This window comes from Leisingera sp. G5_S3_59_S7 (assembly GCF_054968485.1).
The window spans coordinates 48,408-70,188 of sequence record NZ_JBQKUH010000020.1; the positions used below are offsets into that span (position 1 = coordinate 48,408).

Sequence of the window (21,781 nt, forward strand, 5' to 3'; positions counted from 1 at the left end):
ATGGAACTGACTGTCGGGCCGAACCAATTCTTCTGGCCGGCCGAACAATGGAGCACGTTCTACCGCGAACTGGCCGGAACCCCCGTTGACCGGGTCGTCCTGGGTGAGCTGGTGTGCTCCAAACGCCTGCCATTCTATCAGGACCGCATCCCGGAGGCGCTGGCTGCCCTGGCTGATGCAGGCAAGGAGGCAGTGCTGACCAGCCTGGCGCTGGTGACCCTCAAGCGCGAGCGCAAGCTGACCGCAGAACTGGCGGAAATGGGGGTGACGGTTGAAATCAACGACCTGACAGCGCTGGCGAATTTGCCCCAGGGCACCGGTTTTCACGTCGGGCCGCTGATAAACGTCTATAACGAGGGGACATTGGCCTGGCTGGCGTCGCTGGGGGCCAAACGCGTCTGCCTGCCGCCGGAATTGCCGCTCGCCTCGGTTGAGACGCTGGCCCGGGCGGCAAGCGGGCTGGGTGTAGCCATTGAGGTCTGGGGCCATGGCCGGCTGCCGCTGGCGGTATCCGGGCGCTGCTATCACGCGCGCCTGCACAAGCGGACCAAAGACAACTGCCAGTTTGCTTGCGAAGCGGACCCGGACGGGCTGGAAGTGCGCACGCTGGAGGGTCAGCCCTTTATGGCCATGAACGGCGTGCAGACCCTGTCGGACAGCTATGCCTGCGCGGACTACCACATCGAGGCCCTGGCCGCAGCGGGGGTTTCCGCCCTGCGCCTGTCACCGCAATCGCACGGGTTTTCCGGCCTTTGCCAAGCCTACCGCGCGCGTTTGAACGGAGAGTCGCCCCGCGGGGCTCTTGCCAGCGAGGTCCGGAAAATCTCGCCGGACATCCGGCTGAGCGACGGGTTCCTGACAGGGCCGTGCGGAGCCTCCTGGTCCGCAGATCCGGCCTCGGCTTGATTTCGGGGCGGGATTTCAGCGCGTTCTGGGACGCGCCGCACCGCCCGCTTTTCCTGTCTGCGTTCCTGTGCGCACTGCTGACTGTGGCTTGGTGGCCATTGGGCGTCCGACTGGGCTTGCCTGCCCCGGCTTTTCCGACTGCCGTTTTGTGGCATGTCCATGAGCTGATCTTTGGCTTCACCGCCGCGGCAATCGGCGGCTATCTTCTGACGGCGTTGCCCGGCTGGACCGCGCAGCCGCCATTGCGCGGCACAGGTTTGAAGGCATTGACGCTGGCCTGGGTCCTGGCACGGATCGCAACTGCCGGTTTCGAAGCGCTGCCGTTTGCGGTGCCGCTATTGCTCAATGCGGCTTTCTTCCTTGGCCTCTCCGTCTTCCTTTGCCGGCAGATTGCCGCAGCCAAGGCCTATCGCAAGCTGGGGCTGGCCGCGGCAGTTCCAGCCCTGGGCGCCGGCGAAGCCGTTTTCCTGACCGGAGCGGCCGCCGGCGATATATGGGGCTGCCTTGCGCTTGCCCGGATTATCCTGACCGGCCTGATCCTGCTGATGTTCAGCGCCGGCGCGCGAGCGGTCCCTGCATTTACGCGCAACTGGCTGGCGCAGCAGGGCTATTCAGGCCCGCCGGTGCAGGGCTGGACGCGGCTGTGCTTCTTGCCGCAGGGGCTGCTGGCACTGGTGGTGGTCCTGACACTGGCCGGCTTTTCCGGCGCGGCCCATGCAGCATTGATTGCGTCAGCGGTGACAATGCTCTGGACCATGAAGGGCTGGCGCACCTGCGCGACGCTTCGCAATCCGCTGCTGGCAGCGCAGCACATGGCTTTTCTCTGGCTGCCGCTTGGCGCGCTGGCCATCGGGGCCGCCGGGCTTGGCTTTTCCGGCTACCCAATGGCAGCGGCTGTCCACGCGATTACCATCGGGGCCATGCCGGGGCTGATCATGGCCATTGCCGGGCGGGCCGCCTGCCACGCCCCGGACGGGACAATGCGGGCCGGTTCCGGATTCAAGGCCGGGGTTGTTCTGGTCTGGCTCACGGCGTGGGTCCGGTTGGCGGTTCCCCTTTTTCCTGCGCATGCCGAAACCCTGATAACTGCCGCAGCGCTGCTTTGGTGTGCGGGATGGCTGGCCTTCGTCGCGGGTTTCCTGCCCGCCCTGTCCGGCCCGGTCCGCCGCCCGGTCCTGAGCGGGCGCAGCGTCGGAAAGCCATGATCGCGTACCGGCAGAACAGAGGGCTAAATGAAAATTGCAGATGAAGCCTTCTTGAACACGCGGCAGGACTGACCGGTAGCGGTCTGAACGGCCAGGCATAGCTCCGGGGCAGAGTGAAACAGCTATTGGGTGATCAGATCGCTGGCTTTTTCCCCGATCATGATCGCAGGCGCATTGGTATTGCCGGAGACGATTTCCGGCATGATTGAGCAATCGGCCACCCGCAGCCCCCGGACCCCATGCACCCGCAAACCGGCGTCCACCACTGCGTCCGGGCCCTGGCCCATCCTGCAGGTTCCCGTCGGGTGGTAGATCGAAACGGAATTGCTGCGCGCCCAGTCCAGCGTGCCGTCATAGTCTTCCATCTCCAGGCTGGAATGGGGCCGGAACTCTTCCGCAATCTTGGAGGACAACGGGCTGTGGCGGGCAATCCGCCGGGCGATGTTCACACCATCCACAATAGTCCGGCAATCGGTCTCCGCCGACAGGTAATTGGGTATGATTTTCGGATAGCTCTCCGGGTCCGGCCCGTTCAGCCGGATCTCGCCGCGGCTTTCGGGGCGCAGCTGGCAGACCGACATGGTGAAGGCCGAGAACGGATGGACCCCCTCGCCGGGGCTGTCCGCCGACCAGGGCTGAACATGGAACTGAATATCAGGTGTGGCCACATCAGGCCGGGTTTTCATGAAGCCGGTTGCAAGGCTCGCGGCCATGGTCATCGGCCCGGCCCGGAACAGCGCGTATTTCAATGCGATCCGCATCTGATTGAACAGGCTGCGCACCTCGTCGTTCAGCGTCGGCTCGTTGCACTTGTAAACCAGCCGCGCCTGCAGATGGTCTTGCAGCCCCTGGCCAACGCCCGGCAAATCGACCAGAGGTTCAATTCCATTGGCCTTCAGCTGCGCTGCTGGTCCGATTCCCGACAGCATCAGGGTCTGCGGCGAGTTGATCGCACCAGCAGACAGGATGACTTCCTTGCGCGCTGTAATGGTCTGCCGCCGGCCTGCCTGGTCCAGATAGGTGACGCCCGTCGCCTGGCGCCCGTCCAGGTTGATCTTTTCCACCAGGGCATGGGTGATGATCTGCAGGTTGGCCCGGCTCCGCGCCGGTTTCAGAAACGCCACCGCCGCGCTGCAGCGGCGGCCGTTGCGGGTGGTCAGCTGAAAATAGCCGACGCCCTCCTGCCTGGCGCCATTGTAATCCGGGTTGAATGGGTATCCGGCCTCCTGCGCCGCGGCGACCCAAGCATCGCAGATCGGGCGCTGAATGCGCATGTTGGAGACCGCCAGCGGCCCGCCGGTGCCGTGATATTCATCAGCGCCGCGCTCCTGATCCTCGGAGCGCTTGAACAATGGCAGCACATCCTCCCAGCCCCAGCCTTCGTTGCCCATCTGGCGCCAGCGGTCATAGTCCTCTTTCTGGCCGCGCACATAAAGAAGCCCGTTCAGCGAGGATGACCCGCCCAGAACCTTGCCCCGCGGCCAGTCGATCGAACGGCCATTGAGACCCGGATCCGGTTCGGTCTTGTAACACCAGTCAACGGACGGGTTGTGCATGGTTTTGAAGTAGCCGACCGGAATATGAATCCAGGGATTTATGTCCCGCCCGCCGGCCTCCAGCAGAACCACCTTGCTGCGCGGATCCGCACTCAGCCGGTTTGCGACAACACAGCCGGACGACCCTGCGCCGATGACAATGAAATCCGCCTCCAAAACCGTCCCTCCCGATCCCTCGATGAAAAAACTTCTATACAGGATGTGCAAATTGATCTAGCGTTTTTTGATACTAAACGTCTCAATAATTGATGTTAGGGAGGAAAATTATGGGGCTGACCAACAAATTGAGCCGCATCTCGCGGCGGGATCTGTTCCGTGTGGCAGGGACTTACGGGATGAGCTCGACACAGCTGGCCGCCGGCGGCTTTGGCGGCGCGATGAGCCTGGCGAATCTCGCCTCGGCGGCGGAATCGACATATGAAAAGCGCTATGCCAAGCCCGCCAAGCACACGCTGAAGTTCGGCGCCTCGGGCTTTAACGCGCGCAACTTGCTGATCGAACGGGCAGGGGCGCTGGAATTCGCCCGTGACCTGGAGGCCCGCACCGACGGCGAAATCCGCATTGAATTCATCGGCGACAATCAGATCTGCGGCCAGCTGAGCTGTGTGGAGAAAACCCAGCAGGGCATCGTCGACATTTACGCCGCATCGACCCAGAATTCGGCTGGCGGCGCGCCTTACCTGAACGTGCTGGATTATGCCTTCATGTTCCCGGGCCGCGCCTCGCAGTACCATTTCCTCTATCACCCCAAGAGCCAGGAAATCCTGCGCGACCCGCTGGAGAAGCGCCACGGGCTGAAGTTCCTGTTCAGCCACTGCGAGCTGCGCGGCATCCAGCTGGGCCTGAAATACAAGGACCAGCCGACCATCACCAAACTGGAACAGCTGTTCGGCACCAAGAACCGGGTGACCGGCACCCAGCTGGGCCGGATCGCCATGAAGGCACTGAACCTGAACCCGGTGCCGGTGGCCTGGGAAGAGACCCTCGACGGGCTGAAACAGGGCCTGATCGACGGCGCCGAAACCTGGGCCTCCGCCGTGGCCTATGCCAACATGGCGCCGGTGGTCTCGCAGTCGGTCGACCTCAAGTTCTTCTGCGGAACCGAGCACACCTCAATGTCGGCCAAGGTCTTTGACGGCCTCGAAGGCTACCTGCAGGACGCAGTGATGGAGAGCGCCTACTGGGCGCAGGCCCATGTGCAGGCCGCAAACGAGGCGGCACTGGTCAAGACCGTTGGTTTCAGCGACCCGCAGCTGCCCGGCACGATTTTTGTGGAGAACGGCGTGCGCCCGGCTTTCCTGCCGGACAGCGAAATCCGCATGGCCGAGGAAATGTGCTCACCCGAGTTCCAGCCGCAGCTGTGGGAACAGTGGCGCGACCGCCTGAACAAATGGGCCGGCGGCATCGACACCTATCAGGAGATCTACACCATCGCGCGCGAAGTCGAAAAGGACATGAAGCCCGAAAACGTGGAGCCGCGCCGCTGGTGGAAGGGCTGATACAGGCCTGAACCGCGAGCAGAGGGCCGGCGCCAGAGGCACGCGCCGGCCTTGTTTGCCCGGGCTGATCCGGCGGGGTCACAGCGGCAATGAGGGGAGGAACAGATGCAGCTTTGGTCGGACATCGGCGCCATCATCAGCGCCTTCGCGTCCCAGGACAGCTGGGAGATCCGCAATGCCTTGGAAAGCAATGCCGCCTGGGTGCTGGGCACCGTTGCCGCCGCGCTTGGCGGCCTGCTGGTGATGCTGGTCTACCGCCTGGTGCCGCTTTTGGACCGGCACTTGGAGCGCTCCATCATGGTGTGGAGCTACCTGGCGATTGCCTTCATCATCTTCTGGGGAGTGATCGACCGCTTCGTGTTCAAGAACCAGCAGCCCTGGTCCACGACCATCCCGCCCCTGCTGTTCATGATCATGGCCTGGTTCGGCGCCGCCTTTAACGTGCGGCTGCGGACACACCTCAGCTTTTCCGAATTCCGCACCATCATGCCCCGCTGGGCGCAAATGGGCTGCCTTGCACTGGACGCGGTGCTGTGGTTCGGCTTTGCCGTCATCGTCTTTGTCACCACCACCCGGCTGACCGCGCTGTCGGCGTCGAATTTCCAGATCGTGCTGGGCACCGACAGCGTGCTGCAATGGTGGTTCCTGATCACCGCGCCGATGTCCTTTGTCCTGATGATCGCCCGGGTGTTCGAAAACCTGGGCGACGACATCCGCAACTACCGCAGCGGCGCGCCGCTGATCAAACAGGCCGTGATCGGAGGGGATGTGTAATGGATACGGGAACCTGGGTCACGCTGATCTCGATTGGGGTCACCTTCCTGTTCATGCTGGGGGTGCCGGTGCTTTTGGTGATCGGCTATTGGGTGATCGGCTGCTCCTTTGTGCTGGGGCTGACGCTCGACAACATGGGCGCCGAGCTTCTCAACGTGTTCAACAAGGGCTTTGCCCTGTTGGCGATGCCACTGTTCATCCTGACCGGCGACCTGATCAACCAGTCCGGCATTGCCCGGCGCCTTTCGGATTTTGCCTATGCCTGCCTCGGCTGGATGCGGGGCGGGCTGGCGATGGCCTCGCTGGGCGCCTGCGGGCTGTTTGCCGCGATTTCGGGCTCGAACTCGGCGACAACAGCCACCATCGGCTCAATGCTGCACCCCGAAATGGTCAAAGGCGGCTATGACGAGCGGTTCTCGGCCGCCACCGCCGCGGCGGGCGGCACCGTCGGCATCATCATTCCGCCCTCGATCATCTTTATTGTCTACGGCTTCCTGATGAACCTGCCGATCTCGGATCTGTTCGTGGCCGGCATCCTGCCCGGCGCGATGATGGTCATCGGCATGCAGCTGGCCTGCTGGGTCATCTGCCGCAAGAACGGCTGGGGCTTCCTGATCCCGCTGCAGCTGAACCGGGTCCTGAAAACCGCCTTCGGCGCCTGGCTGGGCTTCTTTGCCATCGGGCTGGTGCTGTGGGGCATCTACACCGGCAAGTTCTCCCCCACCGAGGCGGCGGGCGTGACTGTCGGTTTCTGCGTTATCGCGGGTGTCCTGTCCTGGGTGGTCACCAAAATCACCGGCGCCCGCAGCGGCAAGACATGGGAAGAAAAATCCTATGCCGAAATGCTGGTGGTCGAAGGGTTCACCATCCCGCAAATCCCGGGGATCGTGGTGCGCTCGGCCCAGATCACCGGAATCCTGGCGCCGCTGATTGCGATCTCCGTGGTCATGCAGCAAATCCTGTCGCTCTTGGGTGCTCAGCAGGTGATCGGGGGGTTTGTCACCTCGATGGGCGGCTACCACGCGGTGCTGTTCACCTCGATGGTGATCGTTTTCTTCTCCGGCATGGTCTTGGAAAGCCTGCCGGTCACCATCATCCTGGCGCCGATCCTGGCCCCCATCGCCGCCTCCGCGGGGGTCGACCCGATCCATTTCTCGGTGATTTTCCTGGTCGGCGCCTCCATCGGCTTCATCACCCCGCCCTACGGGCTGAACCTCTATGTCGCATCGGGTGTGACCGGTGTTCCGTATTTCCGGCTGCTTCGCTATACGGTCCCTTACCTTGCAGCGCTGATCGGCGTTTGGGTCCTGGTCTCTCTGGTTCCCGAATTCGCCCTGGTGCTGCTGCCCGATAAATAGCGGTGAGGCGGCGATGGCAGCGGGTACGCTGGACAAGAATGAGGGGCAGATCCCCACCAACCTGCGCCTTCTGGTGCTGCTGGAGGAGGTCGCCTGCCGCGGCGTTGCGGTGAAACCGGCTGAGATGATCGAGGCGATGGGCCTGCCCAAGCCGACCGTTCACAGGCTGATGCAGACGGCTGAGGCGGAAGGCTTCCTGCAGCGCGATCTGGACGGGCGGGCCTACGGCCCCGGCCCCCGCCTGCGCCAGCTGGCGCTCAACACCGTGTCGTCCGAACACCTGCGCACCGGCCGCCTCAGCATCCTCAAAAGTGTCGCCGAAGAGCTGGGCGAGACCTGCAACCTTGCCACCCCCGACCGCGAGGGGATGACCTATCTGGACCGGGTGGAAACCAAGTGGCCGCTGCGCATTCAGCTGCCGATCGGCACCCAGGTGCCCTTCCACTGCACCGCCAGCGGCAAGATGTACCTTTCCACCCTCAAGCCCAGCACGCTGGAGGCCGTTCTGCGCGCCCGCCCGTTGGAAGCGGTGACCGGTAAGACCTGCACCGATCCGGACGCGATCACCGCGGAGTTGGGCGCAATTGCCGGCCGCGGCTATTCCACCGACGACGAAGAGTTCATTGACGGCATGGTCGCCGTCGCCGTCCCCGTGCGGGACGCCCGCGGCCGGCTGCTTGCAACGCTTTCGGTCCACGCACCGGTGCAGCGTCGCAGCCTGCAGGACCTGACGGATTTTCTGCCATGCTTGCAGAAGGCAGCACGTGAGCTGGCGAACCTGGCATAAGGCCCAGGGGCGCAGGCCCTGTCACAGCATCTCATGGCCATTGACTGACGCGTGCCAACTGGCGGCATCCGGCGCGCGCCCGGGTCATGACGGGGTATCAATACGGATGGATTCCAAATGCTCGGGCACCCGGGACGGGCGGCCCAATTCATGCCAAAGCCGCCGCCGCAGCATCTCGGCAGCTTCCGGTTCGCCGTGCGTGAGGTAAGTCATCTCAGGCGCAGGGCCGGCTGCCATCCACCGGAGCAGCTCATCGGCATCGGCGTGGCCTGATAATGTTTCCAGCTGCGCAACCCTTGCGCGGATCACGTGGTCCTTGCCGAAGATGCGCAGCCGCCGCTCTCCCGCCGCCAGCGAGGCGCCGCGGGTGCCGCCCGCCTGATAGCCCGACAGCACGATCATGGTGCGCAGGCTGCCGCCGAAGTTCACCACGTGATGCAAAATGCGCCCGCCGGTGATCATGCCGCTGGCCGACAGGATAACCATCGGTCCTTCCAGCGTGTTCAGCTCTCTGGACTCGGCCACCGAATTGGTCCGGGCCGGCAGCTGGAAGACGGCGGCGCAGTCCTGCCAGGGGATGCGGTGCTCGGCGCAGTGGCGGATATAGATATCGGTGGCATCCGACGCCATCGGGCTGTCGAGGTACACCGGAACCCGCGGAATGCGGCCCGCCGCCATCAGCCGCGACAGGTGGTAGGTGATGCCCTGGGCGCGCCCGACCGCAAAGGCGGGGATCAGCACAATGCCTTTTTGCTTCAGGAACGGGGCCAGGATGCCCGCCAGCTCATCCTCGGGGGCCACGGCCGGGTGCAGGCGGTCGCCGTAGGTCGACTCGCAGACCAGCACATCGGCCCCGGCAAAGGGTTCCGGCGGCGGCATCAGCGGGTCGCGGTCCTGGCCCAGGTCGCCGCTGAAATGCACCGTCCTGCCGCCGACGGTGATCCGGATCTGCGCGGCGCCCAGCAAATGGCCCGCGCGGATGAACTCGGCGCTCAGGCCGCCGCCAAGATCCAGCGGCACCCCGAAGGGATGCGTCTTGAACCGGCGCAGGGCGGCGCGGGCGTCCTGTTCAGTGTACAGCGGGTTCGGGCGCTTGTGCCGGGAGTAGCCCTTGCGCCGGGCATGCTGGGCCTCCTCCTCCTGCAGGCGGCCGCTGTCGCGCAGCAGCAGCCCGCACAGGTCGCGGGTGGGCGGTGTGCAATAGACCGGCGCCCGGCAGCCCGACCGGATCAGCGCCGGCAAATAGCCGGAATGATCCAGATGGGCATGGGTCAGCAGAATGGCGGTGATCGAACCGGGGCGCACCGGGAACGGCTTGCGGTTGCGCCGCCTCAGCTGCTTGTACCCCTGGTACAGCCCGCAATCGACCAGCACCCGCTGCTGTCCGGCCTCAATCAGGTAGCGGGAGCCGGTGACCGTACCGGTGGCCCCTAGGAAACGCAGCCTGGGACTGCTTGGCGGCGGCATGGCGATCTCCTGATTTGCCGGGGCTTACCTGGAGAACAGGACCGGCAGTTTCGCATGCGCCAGCAGCTCGCGGGTGGCGGCGCCGATCACGAAATCATAGGCCCAGGAATGCCCGAAGGCGCCGGCGGCCAGCATGTCGGCGCCGCATTCCACCGCCACCTTCAGCAGCATGGTCCCGGTGTCCTGGGCGGTGCGTTCGCGGTTGATCAGCGTCACCGGGTGGCCGTGCCGGTCAAAGGCGGCCGCCATGTCCTCGCGGCAGGCCAGCCCGTCGCTGCCGTCGCCGATGTGAAGGATGGACAGGGTGGCGCCCGGCTGCGCCAGGGCACGGGCGTCATGGGCGGCGCGCCTGGCCTCGCGGGTGTTGCTCCAGCCGATCAGGATATGCGCGCCGACAGGCGCCGGGTCCCAGCCTTCGGGAACGATCAGCACCGGGCGGCCCGAGCGGCGGATCAGCTGCTCCTGCAGCTGGCGCTGGCTGTATCTGGCGCCCTCCGGCGGGCATTGCCCCGCGATCACCAGATCTGCGGCAGCCACGTTGTCCAGCAGGAAATCCTCGGCGCTTTGGCTGCCCAGCGGCTGCTGCCTCAGATCATACGGGAAATCGCGCCCCGCCGCAGCCGCCTCAAAGGTTTTGGCCGCGGCCTCTGCCTCCTCCTGCTGCCATTCCGGCACATAGGCCGCGCCATAGCTGACCAGTCCGCCCTCGGTCCCGGCAAAGGGCACCTGCGCTTCGACAGGCATCACGCCGGTCAGATGGGCGCCGCTGCGGCTGGCCGTGTCCGCGGCAAAGGGCATGAGCCGCTGCGCGTCTTCTGCCGAAAACAGCGCAACCGCCAGGGACTTGAGTGTCATAGCAAAACTCCTTGCTGTGATATCTGTCTCACCGGCGCGGGAAGTTCGGCCGGTCGGTGTTGTAATGCGCGGCGAGGTAATCGAGGATGACGTCGCGCTCGGCAGGGTCCAGTTCGGCCATGCCCTGCTCCTCGGTCATCCAGTCCAGCAGATCCGCCCAGCCTTCGCGGGTCTTGCCCTGCTGGGCGACGATCATCTCAGAATGGCAGGCGGTGCAGGCGTAAAAGGTCTCCTCCGCCCCCTCCGCCACGACCAGCTGGCCGAACTCCCCCTCTTCCGCGGCGCCCGGAACCGCCGCAAGCGCGCAGGCGGCAGCCAGCCACAGGCGTACCGGGCGGGCCGCGCTGCGGGATGCGCTTTGCCCCGGCATCAGCCGGCCCGCAGGCCGACGCGGTGCATCCGGTTGTTCAGATACCCCTTGGGGTTCCAGTCGATGGCGAACCGCTGCATCTCCCCCTCGCTGTCGGTGGCGCGGGCCCAGATCTCGTAATAGCCGGCCACCGGGAAGCGCACCGTTGTGCGCCAGTTCTGCCAGGCGCCGTCGTTGGCGGGCGGGTCGAGTTTCGCCGCCTGCCAGCTGGCCCCGAAGTCATAAGAGACGTCCAGCCGGTCCACCGTGCGGTCGCCGGACCAGGCGTGGCCGCGCACCTCGGTTTCCATGCCGGACGCAGCGCCGTTGGCGGGGAAAGTGATCAGGGATTTCACCGGCATCCGCTCGATGATGCGGAAATCCTCCTTGGGGACGTCGTCGCCCGGTGCCACCGGATATTCAGGAACGCGATAGGAGGTGCCGGTCATCTTCGGCCCGTCATGCACCTGGTCGCGCAGTTCGATCCGGGTCAGCCATTTCTGCGAGCAGGAGCCGGGCCAGCCCGGCACCACCAGCCGCAGCGGCGCGCCGTTCATCGGGTGCAGATCGGCGCCGTTCATCTGAAAGGCGATCAGCACCGTATCCGTTAGCGCCTTGGCAATCGGCAGCCCGCGCGAGATCGGCAGCTTGTCCGGATCCCCCGACAGATGCTCGTCCGCGCCGTAATGCGCGGTATAGACCACGTTGTCCTGAACCCCGGCAGCCTCCAGCACGTCGCGCAGCCGCACCCCGGTCCACTCCGAACAGGCCACGGCGCCATAGGTCCACTGGTTGCCGCTGGCGGGCGGGTCGAAAAAGGCCCGCCCGTTGCCGCCGCATTCCAGCGTCAGCGCCAGGGTGACCACTTCAAAGCGGTCCCTGAGATCGGCTATGGAAAGCTCCTGCGGGCTGTCCGCGAACCCGTCCACCGTCAGCGTCCAGCCCTCCGCGCTGGTGTCATCGGGGGCAATTCCGTTGTTGCGGATGAAGTGCCGCGCCGTTGGCGTGATGGGATCGTCCAGCAGCTCCGGCGGGGTCTCGGCGTTCAGCGGCCGGTCGTTCAGCAGCGTCAGCCCGTCTTTGCCCGCCAGGCCGTTCTCGCTGGCCATCGCGGCGGGAAAGAACCCGTGCGGCAGATTCCGGTGAAACGGCACCGCCATGCCTGCGGCGGCGCCCAGGCTGGCCAAGCCTGCGGTTTTCAGGAACCGGCGGCGGCCGGATCCCATGTCAGCCTCCGTGTCCGCGGCTGCGGGTTTCAGCTTGTCTTTCGATGCCATGGTTGCATTCCCTTTACTCGCGGTGCTGCCCGCCGGGCCGCCGTGCACCAAAGGCATGCAGGACGGGTCACGGGGCAGCACCGGTCAGTCCTCGCGGCAGCCTCCGGCAAGCGGCAGCCGCGTTTGGGTGCCGCCGCCGGAATTGAATGCAGCCATTTGACCATGCGCCTGCACCCGGCGCATTGACTGCGGTTAAGGGGCGGGGCACGGCCCCCCGGCAGTCAGCACCGCGGCACGCTGGTTCAACACGGCAAGCGCAGTTGCCCGGCGGCCGGGCTGTTTTCCTGCAGATCCGGACCGGCGTCAGAACCGCTGGCGCCAGTTGCGTCCCTGCGGCTGCCCGGCAGCTGAAAGCCCTGGATCGGATCTGCCAGGCATCGGCCGGTGCCAAGCGCATACCGGCACTTTGAGCCACCCTCGCGTTATTAACGCCAGGCAATGCGGCCGGGCCCTTGCCTGGCTAAACTTCCCGGCACACCCCACCATGACAGGAAGCAGGCCATGACTGAAAGAATTCTCGTTGCCACTGACGGATCGGCATCAGGCAACCGCGCGGTGGATTGCGCGGCGGAATTGTCCAACAAGCTTGGGCGCGGCCTCAGCATCGTTCACGTTTACCTGCACGGGCGGCCGGCCGCGGAAATGATGCAGCTCGCCAGGTCCGAGCAGCTGTATGAACAAGTGGCGGCAGCCCAGGACCTTACCCCCCGCGGCCAGCCCGCGAACTTCCTGGGGCTGTTCGCCAGCGCCACCGAAGAGCGCGAAAAGGCAAACGCGATTCTGGCCATCGGCGAGACAATCCTCAATTGGGCAGAGCACCGAGCCAAGGATGCCGGCGCGCAGGACGTGGTCACGCACCTGTCTGCGGGCGATTACGCGGACGGTATTCTGAAAACCGCCGAACTCGAAAATGCAGGGATGATCGTCATCGGCAGGCGCGGGCTGGGTCAGGTGCGCGAAATCCTGATGGGAAGCGTGTCCCAGAAGGTCCTGCACCACGCGGCCTGCACAGTGGTTGTCACCCAATAACCCGGCACCGGAAGGGCAAAGGCACCGGCGTCAGGGCGCGCCCGCGGGCCGTCTTTTTCCAGGTGCCGCCGCCTAGTCCCAAAGGTCCCGGATCGGCTTGCGCATCGCGTTTTTGACCTGATCGAACTCCCCTTTCGAAACATGGCGGCGCAACAGATCGAACACCGCAGCCACGGCGCGTTCGGGGTCGTCCAGCGGATCCTTGTCAAACCGCGCTTCGATGCGGGCCAGCAGATCCTTCTTGCTGCGGGGTTTCGCCGGTGTCTTGGACGGGTCCCAGCCGGCATAGAACACGCCCCGGACCAGCACAGGAAGCTGGGCCGCCAGGTCGGCGGCTTCGTCAACGGACAGGAAATCGCGAATGGCATGCAGTGTTTCGTGCAGCAGCAGATAGGCCCTGGATTTATCCGGCCAGCCGAGGTCGTCGCAAAGCTGGTTCAGCCATTCGGCAAAAACCTGCGGCGCATGATCAAGAGTCTTGATGCCCGTGGTCGCCATAATTCTCCCTCCAGCTAAAGATTGCCGGTTCAGGATCGGCCAAACCGGGCCGCGCCGCATTGATGGGTGTCAATGCCTCCCGGAACGGGTGCCGGACTGCGGGCAGCAGCACGCGGCCCGGCTGGTCTGCGCTTTTACACTGCTGCGCTGATCCGCTCGAAAGCCGCCTCCATAAGGGCCTCTGCCCGCGCCTGGCCGGCGGCAACGGCCGCCGCGTTGAGCGAGGCGCGCAGCGGATGCGGCGGTGAGAGCAGGATCACTCCTTCGGATGACTGGCCGCGCCGGAACAGAAGGTCCCCCAGGATGCCGCACTGCCGGGGGATGCCAAGGGGCGCCTCACTCTCAAGGTTTTGCTGCACGATGACGATCCCCTCCGGCTGCCGTCCCATCAGCCCGGTTGCAGCGGCAAGCGGGATCGACACGCCGCTCCAGCGCCCGTTGCATTCGATCCAGTGAATCTGTTCTGCGCCTGAGGGCAGCCTCCGCAGCACCGCATCCAGCGAACAGGGCCCGAAATAGCCGGCCTTTTGGAACATGGCGCCAAGACGCATGGCGTCCGCTGTCAGCTTGTCTTCCGTTTCCGGCTCCAGGCTGGCATACCGCGCCCCGGCGAACTTGCCCTCGCGCCCCTGCACCCGCTGCTCGAACAGCCCCAGGATTTCCGGCGGCCCCTCGCTGGCGTGCGGCAGCCACATCTGCACCGACGGGCTCTTTTCCACCCCGCTTTCCCACACCCCCACCAGCACCGGATACCCGCCCTCCCATCCTGCGGCCCGCAGCCGCTGTTCCAGCTGGCCGCACATCGCCGCAGTGCCAAGCCCTTCAAGCTGCGCCGCGCTGAACCGGATATTCCCGGCCGCCCCCGCGCTGTCCGGCACCTTGACCACGGCTTGCCCGGAAACCCGCACCAGGCGGGCCATCTGCCCGGCCGCCGCCGCCGGGCCAAAGGCAAAGGCGGTGGGCGGCACCGACTCCGGCCCGGCGATTTCCCGCGCAACGTCCCAGAACCACAGCTTGTCATTGACCCGGCGCGACATCCGCGGCGAGGGGCCCGCAACATAGACCGGCAGCCCGGCAGCGGCGGCCAGCGCCTGCGCCAGCTGCCACAGATGCCCCGTCACCAGATAGCCGTGCAATGTCAGCGACCCTGCCGCCCGCAGCAGCTCCAGCAACGGCGCAAACAGCGCCGGGCTGGTGCGGCACTGTTTCGCCACCGGCGCCGGATCGGCGCCTTGCGCTTGCAGAAACCGGACCTGGCGGATGCCAAGATAGTCGGCCAGATAGGCCTCAAAGTCCGGGCTGCGCTGCCGCACCACAACCGCGTCGCCCGGTTTGGCAAGCAGCGCCATGCGATAGTCTCGGGTCCCGGCCATTTCGGGTGTGAACAAGGCGATTCCCACCTGATCCCCGATGAACAGGGATGCGCCGCTGCCGGTGCCCTGCTGCACGCCCGGCCACAGATCGCGCGAGGTTCTCAGCGCGGGCTCATCCCGGGCCAGCCTGTCTGCAATCGCATCCACGGCCGGCCCGCCCCGCGCATCCCGGGTTTGAGACGGGTTCAAAACTGCCCCCTTCTTTACGGCTAGGCTTGCCGGGAATAGTATCACAGTATTCCCTGGCCCGACCTGACCGGAAAAAATATGTGCCGCCTCTATGCCATGCACGCCAATGAGCCGACCCGCGTCGAATGCGGTCTGGTGAAGGCTCAGAATGCGCTGATGGCGCAAAGCCAGGGCGACATGGAAGGCATGATGCACGGCCACGGCTGGGGGGTTGCGGATTACCCCGACGGCGTTCCGGTCATCGAAAAGCAGGTCTGGGCAGCCTATCACGGCGAACATTTCGCCAAGGCCGCCGCGCGGGTCTATGGCCGCACGGCGGTTGCCCATGTCCGCCGCGCAACGGTCGGCGCCACCAGCGTCGAAAACACCCATCCGTTCCATTACGGGCGCTGGATCTTCGCGCATAACGGCACCATTCCGAATTTTGAGCAGATCCGGTTCCGGCTGCTGGACGGGATGGATCCGTTGCACCGGTCCGGAATTCACGGCCAGACCGACAGCGAGCATGTGTTCCGCTACCTGCTCAGCCTGTTCCTGCGCCACCCCGAAAAGGGGCTGCTGGACACCGTGCACGACGCCCTCATCCAGATTACCGCCTGGTGCGCAGAGATCGACCCGTCCCGCCCGCCGGGCCTCAACATCGTGCTGACCGACGGGCCGCACCTGGTGGGCGCACGGCTCAACCGTTCCCTGTTCCACCTGCGCCGCGACCATCTGCACATCTGCACCGTCTGCGGCGAGACGCATGTCAAACATAAACATAACACGGATTACAGGTCAGTTGAGGTCGCCTCCGAACCCGTCACCTTTGACGAGCCCTGGCAGGAGGTGCCCAACGGTGTGGTGTTCCAGGCAACGGCGGACTTCCGGCTGCAGATGCGGCCGCTCCCGCAGCCGGGCTAAGGCCGCGGCGCCGCGTCCGGTCGACAGAATCGCTTTGCGCCAGTATCGTGTCACTTGCACCGCGGGGCCATATCACTCTACCGCCGGTCATTGTGCGGTACAGTATGCGGATCAGGATCCCTACTGGCATTTCTTGCAGGGAAAGTATCAGTGACCAGCCAAGGCGCAATCCCGATACAATACACCAACGTGACCAGCCTGAGGGTTGGCGCGATGGAGTTTGACAGCCGCGACACCGCGCTCAACAGTTTCCGCCGAAACGTCCAGCGCGTCCCGGCGAATAAGATCCTGCTGCATGACGGCGAGCACAACTGCAAGGTCATCGTTGTGATCGACGGCTGGCTGGCCACCTCGAAATCCTCTCTGAACGGCGAAGTGCAGCTGATTGATTTCATGCTGCCGGGCGATATCGCGGATCCCACCTCGGCCGACGGCAAAACGGCCGGGCTCAACATCGAGGCGGTCACGGAGGCGCTGATTTCGGTCATTCCGCTGGCGGTCTGGCATCGGATGCTGGCGGAATCGCCGCGTCTGGCGCGGGCAAATGAACACGTTCAGGCTGCCGAACGCGCCCGGCTGTCGGAACGCATGCTGCGCCTGGGGCGCGGCAGCGCCGAAAGCCGCATCGCCTATGCGCTGATCGAGCTGTGCCTGCGGCTGAAACCGCTGGGCCTGTCGGAAAATTGCGCCTTTCACCTGCCGCTCACCCAAAGGCACATCGGCGATTTCACCGGCCTGACCGCCGTCCACGTCTGCCGGACCCTGCGCCGCTTTGTCAGGAACGGACTGGTCGAAACCGCCGATCACATGGACATCCGGATCACCGATCTTGGCACCCTGTCGGACATCGCCGGGGTGGAGCCGGAGCGGCTGGCAGCCGAAATCACGCCGCTGCCGGACTAACGGTATTCGGCGATCTCGCCCAGGGCCTCACCGGCCAGCTGTTCCGAGGCATGGACGGCGATGTCCGTCACCGACAAGAGCCCGGCCAGCCGTCCCGCATCATCCAGCACCGGCAGGCGGCGGACCTGGTGATCCCCCATCAGCGCCGCCGCGGCTTCGATGCTGTCTTCCGCCCGGCAGCAGATCACCCCGTCATTCATCACGGCGGCAATCGACAGCCCCTTCAGCAAACCGTCCTGCCCGGCCAGCACCAGGGCTAGATCCCGATCGGTGACAACGCCGACAACCTCGCCGTCATCGACTACCGGCAGCACGCCGATCCCCAGGCTGCGCATCTGCTCCGCAGCGCTGGCCACGCTGTCCTCCCGGCGGGCAAACCGTGCGGGCACCGACATGATCTCTTCTACAAGCATTGGGCCTCTCCTTTCCCTGCCGCCGGCAGCCTGCCCGTCACCTGCGCCCGAACCGTCAGGAGGCCGGTTTCACATCAATTTTCTGCGCCGGGGTACGGGCTTCCGGCGTCTTCGGCAGGCGCACGGTCAGAACCCCGTTCTTGAAGGTGGCTTCGATCTTGCTGCGGTCGATGCCCTCCGGGATCCGCACGCTGCGCTCGAACGCGCCGAACCGCCGTTCGCTCAGGTAATAGTCGCCCTCCTTGTCCCCCTCCTCGCGGTCTTCCTTCTTTTCGCCGCGCAGGGTCAACATACTGTCGCTCACCCGCAGGTCCATGTCGTCCTCGGTCAGGCCGGGCAGCTCGGCGCTCAGCTTCAGCTCGTCCTCCTTGTCGATCACATCCAGCACCGGCACTTTCCAGGTGAACTCAGGCAGCGCCCCGCTGATCCGGCGCCCCTGCCCCTTTCTGCGGCGGCGCAGCGGCGCAAAGAAACTGCCGGCGTTCAGGTCCTCCAGCAGATCGTCGATCTCGTCCCGGATGTTCCAAAGCGGTCCCCAGGTGCGCTCGGCAACCCCGGTGTCCTGGCTGGCATCCGGCTCGGTGTGTTTCGGGTCCTGTTTGTCGGTCATCATCCGGGTTCCTTCGGAAATTCATGAGTCGCTGTCCCCACCAGACTCCGCCAGACCTCCGGTTCGCGCATTAACCAGCGTTAAAGCGCCCGGCAGCCGGCCGCGCCCTGCACGGGTTGACCGGCATCAACCCCTGACACCCGGGCGATCTGCTATATCTCATAGTCAGGCCCGCGGCGCCGGTACCGCTGCAGGCATCCGCATCCGGGAAGGGACACCCAAGCCGTGAGTTACAAGCCATGAGTTACAAGACCATTCTTGCCTGCCTGACTTCGGAGTTTTCCGCGAGCCGCCTGCTGCCGGCGGCCTGCGGGCTGGCGCAGCAATTCGACGCCCATCTGACCGGCCTGCACACGCGCGAAGCGCTGGTGCCCTACTCCGGCATCGCAATCGCTGCCGATGAAATCGTGCTGGGCGACTTCAACCGGCGCGTCGCCGAAGAGGACCAGAAGATCGAGAAGCTGTTCCAGGCGGCGGCGGACACGGCCGGCTGCACGGCGGAATGGCGCTCGCGCGCGGCCCGCTCGCCGGACGCCGCGGACGAGCTGCTGGAATCGGCCACCCGCTCCGATCTGATCCTGGCGCTGCTGCCCGACCGGCAGCAGGAACGCTTCGATCAGGCCGGATTCCAAAAGGAGCTGGTCGTGAACAGCGGCCGCCCGGTGCTGCTGCTGCCGGATGACTGGGGCGGCAAGCCGGTCGGCACCCGCATCCTGACCGCCTGGAACGGCAGCCGCGAGTCGGCCCGTGCCCTGCACGACGGCCTGCCCTTCCTGCAGCGCGCCGGATTTGCTGAGATCGTCACCGTCCAGGAGCCGCATCACCGCTCGGCGGAGTTCGACACCGAAGGCCTTGAAATCGCCCGCGTGCTGTCCCGCCACGGGGTCACGGCAGAGGTCCGCCAGATCCAGGACACCGAACAACCGCCAGGCATCCGCATCCTGATGGAGGCCGCCAGCCAGCAGTGCGATCTGGTGATCATGGGCGGCTACGGCCACTCCAGGCTGCACCGGCTGATCTTCGGCGATGCCTCCGAACACGTGCTGCGGGAGGCCCGGATCCCGGTGCTGATGTCCGGCTGACCGCGGCCCTCATGCCCGGCCCGGATGCCCTGCCCGTCTACGGACTTGCCGCAGTGTTCGCCGCCGCGGCGCTGGTGGTGTGGTTTGCGGGCACCCGGCTGGCGATGGCCGGGGATGAACTCTCGGAGCGTTACGGGCTGGCCAAGGAATTCGTCGGGCTGCTGTTCCTCGCCACCGTCACCGAACTGCCGGAAATCGTCACCACCGTCACCGCGGCGCAGGTGGGCAATGCCCAGCTGGTGCTGGGCAACATGTTCGGCGGCATCACCATGCAGACTGCCATCTTGGCGGTCGCCGACATCTTTGCGGTGCGCTACGCGCTGACCTCCTGGCCGCGCAAGCCCAACCATGCCCTGCTGGCGGTGCTGCTGATCGCTTTGCTGAGCGTCCTGCTGTGCGTCACCTTTCTGGGCGACCTCGACCTGGGCCCGGGGATCGGGCTGGGCGCCATCCTGCTGGCGGCCGGATTTCCGCTGGTGATCTATCTGCTGCGCGCCTTCGACCGCAAAACCACCTGGGCGCCAGTCGACCTGCCGGACGAACAGGAGCGCCGCAAGACGCTGCGCGCCCACCTGCGCGCGCCGGACGCTGCCAGCAACCGCGTGCTGCTGCTGCGCTCCGCGGGATACAGCCTGCTGATCGTGGCGGCCGGCGCGGCGCTGGCGATCAGCGCCGATCTGCTGGCGGAGCGGACGCAGCTGGGCGCGTCTTTTATCGGGGTGACTTTGCTGGCCGCCGCAACCTCGTTGCCGGAACTCAGCACAACGCTGGCCGCCGCCCGCATCGGCGCCTACACGATGGCGATTTCCAACATTTTCGGCAGCAACCTGATCATGCTGGCTCTGCTGCTGCCGGCCGACATCGCCTACCGGGGCGGGCCGATCCTGGACCACGCCACCACCGGCGCCCAGCTCAGCATTGCCACCGGGATACTGGTCACGGCGATCTATGTCGCGGGGCTGCTGATCCGCCGCACGCCGAGGGTTCTGGGCGCGGGCCTCGATTCCTGGCTCGTGCTCGCGGTCTACTTCAGCTCGATTGCCGCGCTGTACCGCATCGGCTGACCGCGCCGCGCCCCGCCGCCTTGCGGGACGCAGTTTGCGCGGGTCCGGCTCAGACCGGATCGGACTGCGCGGTCTTGGTGGCCTTCTTGGTCATCTTCACCGCTTCGCCGATGGTCTCTTCCACCGCGTCCGCTTCGGTATCGCTCATGTAGCGGGCGCAGCGGGACATCATGCCAAGCCATTCCTGGCCGTCCTCGGCAATACGCTCTGCCGAATGGCGCTGCCATTCCGCAAAGGCTTCGGCCACCGAAACCGGCGCCCCGGAGCCGTCCGATGCTATCGTCCGGGCCGTGTCCAGGGCGGTCCGCGCCGCCTCATGCCGGCGCTCGAACCAATGGCGCGCGAACACTTCCGCTTCATCCAGGAGCTTCTCCTGAACGTTCCAGAATTGCTCCACTTGCGGCTTGTACATCGGGTTGAACTGCATCGCGCTTTGCCACGGCTTCAGCGCTTCCGCAAAAATCCCCGCACTTTTGTATGTCGATTTTTCTGGCATCTGTGCATCTCCTCGCAGCGGATTTCACCTTGCCGCTATTGTGCCACCTGCCCGCCGGAGCCGCTTTAATTAAAATCAAACACCCGCCCCGGCAGGCCGCAGCGGGCCGCAGCCCGGCGGATAACCGCTCAGCCTGGCGCGCGCTGCCTAATCCGCAGCCGCCGCGGCAGAAAGATAGGCAGCGGCGGCCCCCACCGTTGCGATCCGGGGATAATCCGCCTCCGGGATTTCGATGCCAAGCCGCTGGTGCAGGGCCGCCGCCAGATTCAGGATATCCATCGAATCCAGCTCCAGATCATCCTGCAGATGATCTGCGTCCGACACCCCTGCGGGGTCGATGTCGGGGGCCACCCGTGTCAGCTCTTCCAGGAAAACGGCACGCATATCGGTCTGGGTCATAGCGCCTCCGGCTGGGAAACCAGTGTTTCAAACTCGCTCAGGAACCGCGCCGCCTGCCGACCGCCGCTAACCCGGTGATCGGCGGCCACGGTCACGGTGACAACCCTGCGCGGCACAACGCGGCCCCCGGCCACCCAGGGGCGCAGCTGCGGCGCGCCGATCCCGATCAGCGCCACCTGCGGCGGAAAGATCACCCCCGCCATCACCTCGCCGACGCCACCGCCGCCCAGGCTGGACACGGTCAGGGTGCCGCGGGTCATCTCGGAACTCGTCAGCCGCCCCGCCCGCGCCCGCGAGACGAGGTCGCGCATCGCCGCCATGGTCTCAGCCAGCGGCATCGACGGCGCATCCTCCAGCGCCGGCGCCACCAGCCCGCCGCCGCGCAGCGCCACCGCAATACCGGGGTTGACCTGCGCGGCGGGCTGAAAGGCGCCATCGCTGTAATGCCCGTTCAGAGAGTCCTCCCTTTGCGCCGCCAGCGCCGCCGCCCGCAGCAGCACCGCGCCCAGCAGGATGCGTTCCGCCGGCGGCACCCCGGCATTGCGCGCAGCCAGCAGATCAACGGCATCCTGCACGTCCATGGTCTGCGACAGGTAGAAATGCGGGATCGTCTGCTTGGCGCGGGTCATCGCCGCGGCAATCGCCTTGCGCATCTCATCCAGGCGCGAGGCCGGTTTGCCGGTGCCGCCCCCGCCGCTTGCGTCCACATCCGCCAGCACGATGGCGCCGCCCGGGCCGCTGCCCGTGAGGCCGCCCAGGTCCACCCCCAGATCCGCCGCCCGCAGCCGC

23 protein-coding genes are annotated in these 21,781 nt (G+C 65.8%); 11 read left to right on the top strand and 12 right to left on the bottom strand.

Translation table 11 applies throughout. The features are described from left to right. Together ubiV and ACTRWG_RS11045 are read left to right on the top strand one after the other, a co-directional pair. A complete protein-coding gene (gene ubiV, locus ACTRWG_RS11040; protein WP_027233766.1) occupies positions 1 to 906 on the top strand; it encodes a ubiquinone anaerobic biosynthesis protein UbiV in 906 nt (301 codons plus the stop codon). Continuing rightward, positions 867 to 2,111 (top strand): NnrS family protein, encoded by a 1,245-nt coding sequence (locus ACTRWG_RS11045; RefSeq protein ID WP_084299339.1) that lies wholly within the window; start codon positions 867 to 869, stop codon positions 2,109 to 2,111. The genes ubiV and ACTRWG_RS11045 overlap by 40 nt, the downstream gene beginning before the upstream one ends. A gap of 122 nt (positions 2,112 to 2,233) precedes the next feature. On the opposite strand, the gene ACTRWG_RS11050 is transcribed toward ACTRWG_RS11045, so the two are convergent. Beyond that, positions 2,234 to 3,823: a GMC family oxidoreductase gene (locus ACTRWG_RS11050; protein WP_027233764.1), complete on the bottom strand. Its 1,590-nt coding sequence runs from the start codon at positions 3,821 to 3,823 to the stop codon at positions 2,234 to 2,236. A 110-nt stretch (positions 3,824 to 3,933) separates the two neighbouring features. Here ACTRWG_RS11050 and ACTRWG_RS11055 point away from each other — a divergent pair, with 110 nt between their 5' ends. From ACTRWG_RS11055 to ACTRWG_RS11070, 4 genes are all read left to right on the top strand, one after another. Beyond that, positions 3,934 to 5,166 carry a TRAP transporter substrate-binding protein gene (locus tag ACTRWG_RS11055; protein WP_462829321.1) on the top strand — a complete coding sequence of 411 codons (1,233 nt, stop codon included), beginning with the start codon at positions 3,934 to 3,936 and terminating at the stop codon, positions 5,164 to 5,166. A 105-nt stretch (positions 5,167 to 5,271) separates the two neighbouring features. Next, positions 5,272 to 5,940 (top strand): TRAP transporter small permease, encoded by a 669-nt coding sequence (locus ACTRWG_RS11060; RefSeq protein ID WP_027233762.1) that lies wholly within the window; start codon positions 5,272 to 5,274, stop codon positions 5,938 to 5,940. Continuing rightward, positions 5,940 to 7,298 (top strand): TRAP transporter large permease, encoded by a 1,359-nt coding sequence (locus ACTRWG_RS11065; protein WP_027233761.1) that lies wholly within the window; start codon positions 5,940 to 5,942, stop codon positions 7,296 to 7,298. Before ACTRWG_RS11060 ends, ACTRWG_RS11065 begins: the two co-directional genes overlap by 1 nt. 13 nt (positions 7,299 to 7,311) lie before the next feature. Further along, a complete protein-coding gene (locus tag ACTRWG_RS11070; RefSeq protein WP_027233760.1) occupies positions 7,312 to 8,085 on the top strand; it encodes an IclR family transcriptional regulator in 774 nt (257 codons plus the stop codon). A gap of 84 nt (positions 8,086 to 8,169) precedes the next feature. Here ACTRWG_RS11070 and ACTRWG_RS11075 read toward each other — a convergent pair whose 3' ends face one another. Genes ACTRWG_RS11075 through ACTRWG_RS11090 form a run of 4 tightly spaced genes read right to left on the bottom strand, consistent with a single transcriptional unit; the run spans position 8,170 to position 12,033 of the window. Then, the gene (locus ACTRWG_RS11075; RefSeq protein WP_027233759.1) at positions 8,170 to 9,552 is read right to left on the bottom strand and encodes an MBL fold metallo-hydrolase; all 1,383 of its coding nucleotides are present in this window, start codon (positions 9,550 to 9,552) and stop codon (positions 8,170 to 8,172) included. Between the two features lie 24 nt (positions 9,553 to 9,576). Then, on the bottom strand, positions 9,577 to 10,407 hold the full coding sequence (locus ACTRWG_RS11080) for a universal stress protein (RefSeq protein WP_027233758.1): 831 nt from the start codon (positions 10,405 to 10,407) through the stop codon (positions 9,577 to 9,579). Between the two features lie 28 nt (positions 10,408 to 10,435). Continuing rightward, a complete protein-coding gene (locus ACTRWG_RS11085) occupies positions 10,436 to 10,777 on the bottom strand; it encodes a hypothetical protein (RefSeq protein ID WP_036796746.1) in 342 nt (113 codons plus the stop codon). Beyond that, entirely contained in the window at positions 10,777 to 12,033 is a 1,257-nt protein-coding gene (locus tag ACTRWG_RS11090) for a sulfite oxidase (protein ID WP_051357637.1), read from the bottom strand. Before ACTRWG_RS11090 ends, ACTRWG_RS11085 begins: the two co-directional genes overlap by 1 nt. Positions 12,034 to 12,534: 501 nt before the next feature. Between ACTRWG_RS11090 and ACTRWG_RS11095 the strand changes: the two genes are divergently transcribed. After that, a complete protein-coding gene (locus tag ACTRWG_RS11095; protein ID WP_027233757.1) occupies positions 12,535 to 13,062 on the top strand; it encodes a universal stress protein in 528 nt (175 codons plus the stop codon). Positions 13,063 to 13,134: 72 nt separating this feature from the next. Here ACTRWG_RS11095 and ACTRWG_RS11100 read toward each other — a convergent pair whose 3' ends face one another. Both ACTRWG_RS11100 and ACTRWG_RS11105 read right to left on the bottom strand, forming a co-directional pair. Continuing rightward, positions 13,135 to 13,560, bottom strand: coding sequence for a DUF2267 domain-containing protein (locus ACTRWG_RS11100; RefSeq protein ID WP_027233756.1), 426 nt, complete (start codon positions 13,558 to 13,560; stop codon positions 13,135 to 13,137). Between the two features lie 134 nt (positions 13,561 to 13,694). Continuing rightward, positions 13,695 to 15,080: a preATP grasp domain-containing protein gene (locus tag ACTRWG_RS11105; protein WP_462829322.1), complete on the bottom strand. Its 1,386-nt coding sequence runs from the start codon at positions 15,078 to 15,080 to the stop codon at positions 13,695 to 13,697. Between the two features lie 120 nt (positions 15,081 to 15,200). On the opposite strand from ACTRWG_RS11105, the gene ACTRWG_RS11110 reads away from it, so the two are divergent. Both ACTRWG_RS11110 and ACTRWG_RS11115 read left to right on the top strand, forming a co-directional pair. Beyond that, positions 15,201 to 16,025 carry a class II glutamine amidotransferase gene (locus ACTRWG_RS11110; RefSeq protein ID WP_036796743.1) on the top strand — a complete coding sequence of 275 codons (825 nt, stop codon included), beginning with the start codon at positions 15,201 to 15,203 and terminating at the stop codon, positions 16,023 to 16,025. A 150-nt stretch (positions 16,026 to 16,175) separates the two neighbouring features. Beyond that, positions 16,176 to 16,928: a Crp/Fnr family transcriptional regulator gene (locus ACTRWG_RS11115; protein WP_027233754.1), complete on the top strand. Its 753-nt coding sequence runs from the start codon at positions 16,176 to 16,178 to the stop codon at positions 16,926 to 16,928. Here the strand turns inward: ACTRWG_RS11115 and ACTRWG_RS11120 are convergent. Then, positions 16,925 to 17,341 carry a CBS domain-containing protein gene (locus tag ACTRWG_RS11120; RefSeq protein WP_027233753.1) on the bottom strand — a complete coding sequence of 139 codons (417 nt, stop codon included), beginning with the start codon at positions 17,339 to 17,341 and terminating at the stop codon, positions 16,925 to 16,927. The genes ACTRWG_RS11115 and ACTRWG_RS11120 overlap by 4 nt on opposite strands. 55 nt (positions 17,342 to 17,396) lie before the next feature. Next, positions 17,397 to 17,951: an Hsp20/alpha crystallin family protein gene (locus tag ACTRWG_RS11125; protein ID WP_027233752.1), complete on the bottom strand. Its 555-nt coding sequence runs from the start codon at positions 17,949 to 17,951 to the stop codon at positions 17,397 to 17,399. Positions 17,952 to 18,190: 239 nt separating this feature from the next. On the opposite strand from ACTRWG_RS11125, the gene ACTRWG_RS11130 reads away from it, so the two are divergent. Both ACTRWG_RS11130 and ACTRWG_RS11135 read left to right on the top strand, forming a co-directional pair. Then, the gene (locus ACTRWG_RS11130) at positions 18,191 to 19,033 is read left to right on the top strand and encodes a universal stress protein (protein WP_027233751.1); all 843 of its coding nucleotides are present in this window, start codon (positions 18,191 to 18,193) and stop codon (positions 19,031 to 19,033) included. An 11-nt stretch (positions 19,034 to 19,044) separates the two neighbouring features. Further along, the gene (locus tag ACTRWG_RS11135) at positions 19,045 to 20,097 is read left to right on the top strand and encodes a sodium:calcium antiporter (RefSeq protein ID WP_027233750.1); all 1,053 of its coding nucleotides are present in this window, start codon (positions 19,045 to 19,047) and stop codon (positions 20,095 to 20,097) included. Between the two features lie 49 nt (positions 20,098 to 20,146). Here ACTRWG_RS11135 and ACTRWG_RS11140 read toward each other — a convergent pair whose 3' ends face one another. The 3 genes from ACTRWG_RS11140 to ACTRWG_RS11150 all read right to left on the bottom strand — a co-directional run. Continuing rightward, entirely contained in the window at positions 20,147 to 20,593 is a 447-nt protein-coding gene (locus ACTRWG_RS11140) for a hypothetical protein (RefSeq protein ID WP_027233749.1), read from the bottom strand. Positions 20,594 to 20,740: 147 nt separating this feature from the next. Continuing rightward, complete coding sequence (locus ACTRWG_RS11145) at positions 20,741 to 20,992, bottom strand: acyl carrier protein (RefSeq protein WP_027233748.1); 252 nt, start codon at positions 20,990 to 20,992, stop codon at positions 20,741 to 20,743. Next, positions 20,989 to 21,781: 2-oxo acid dehydrogenase subunit E2 (locus ACTRWG_RS11150; RefSeq protein ID WP_462829323.1), on the bottom strand; the 793-nt coding region annotated here is incomplete at its 5' end. The genes ACTRWG_RS11145 and ACTRWG_RS11150, both read right to left, overlap by 4 nt.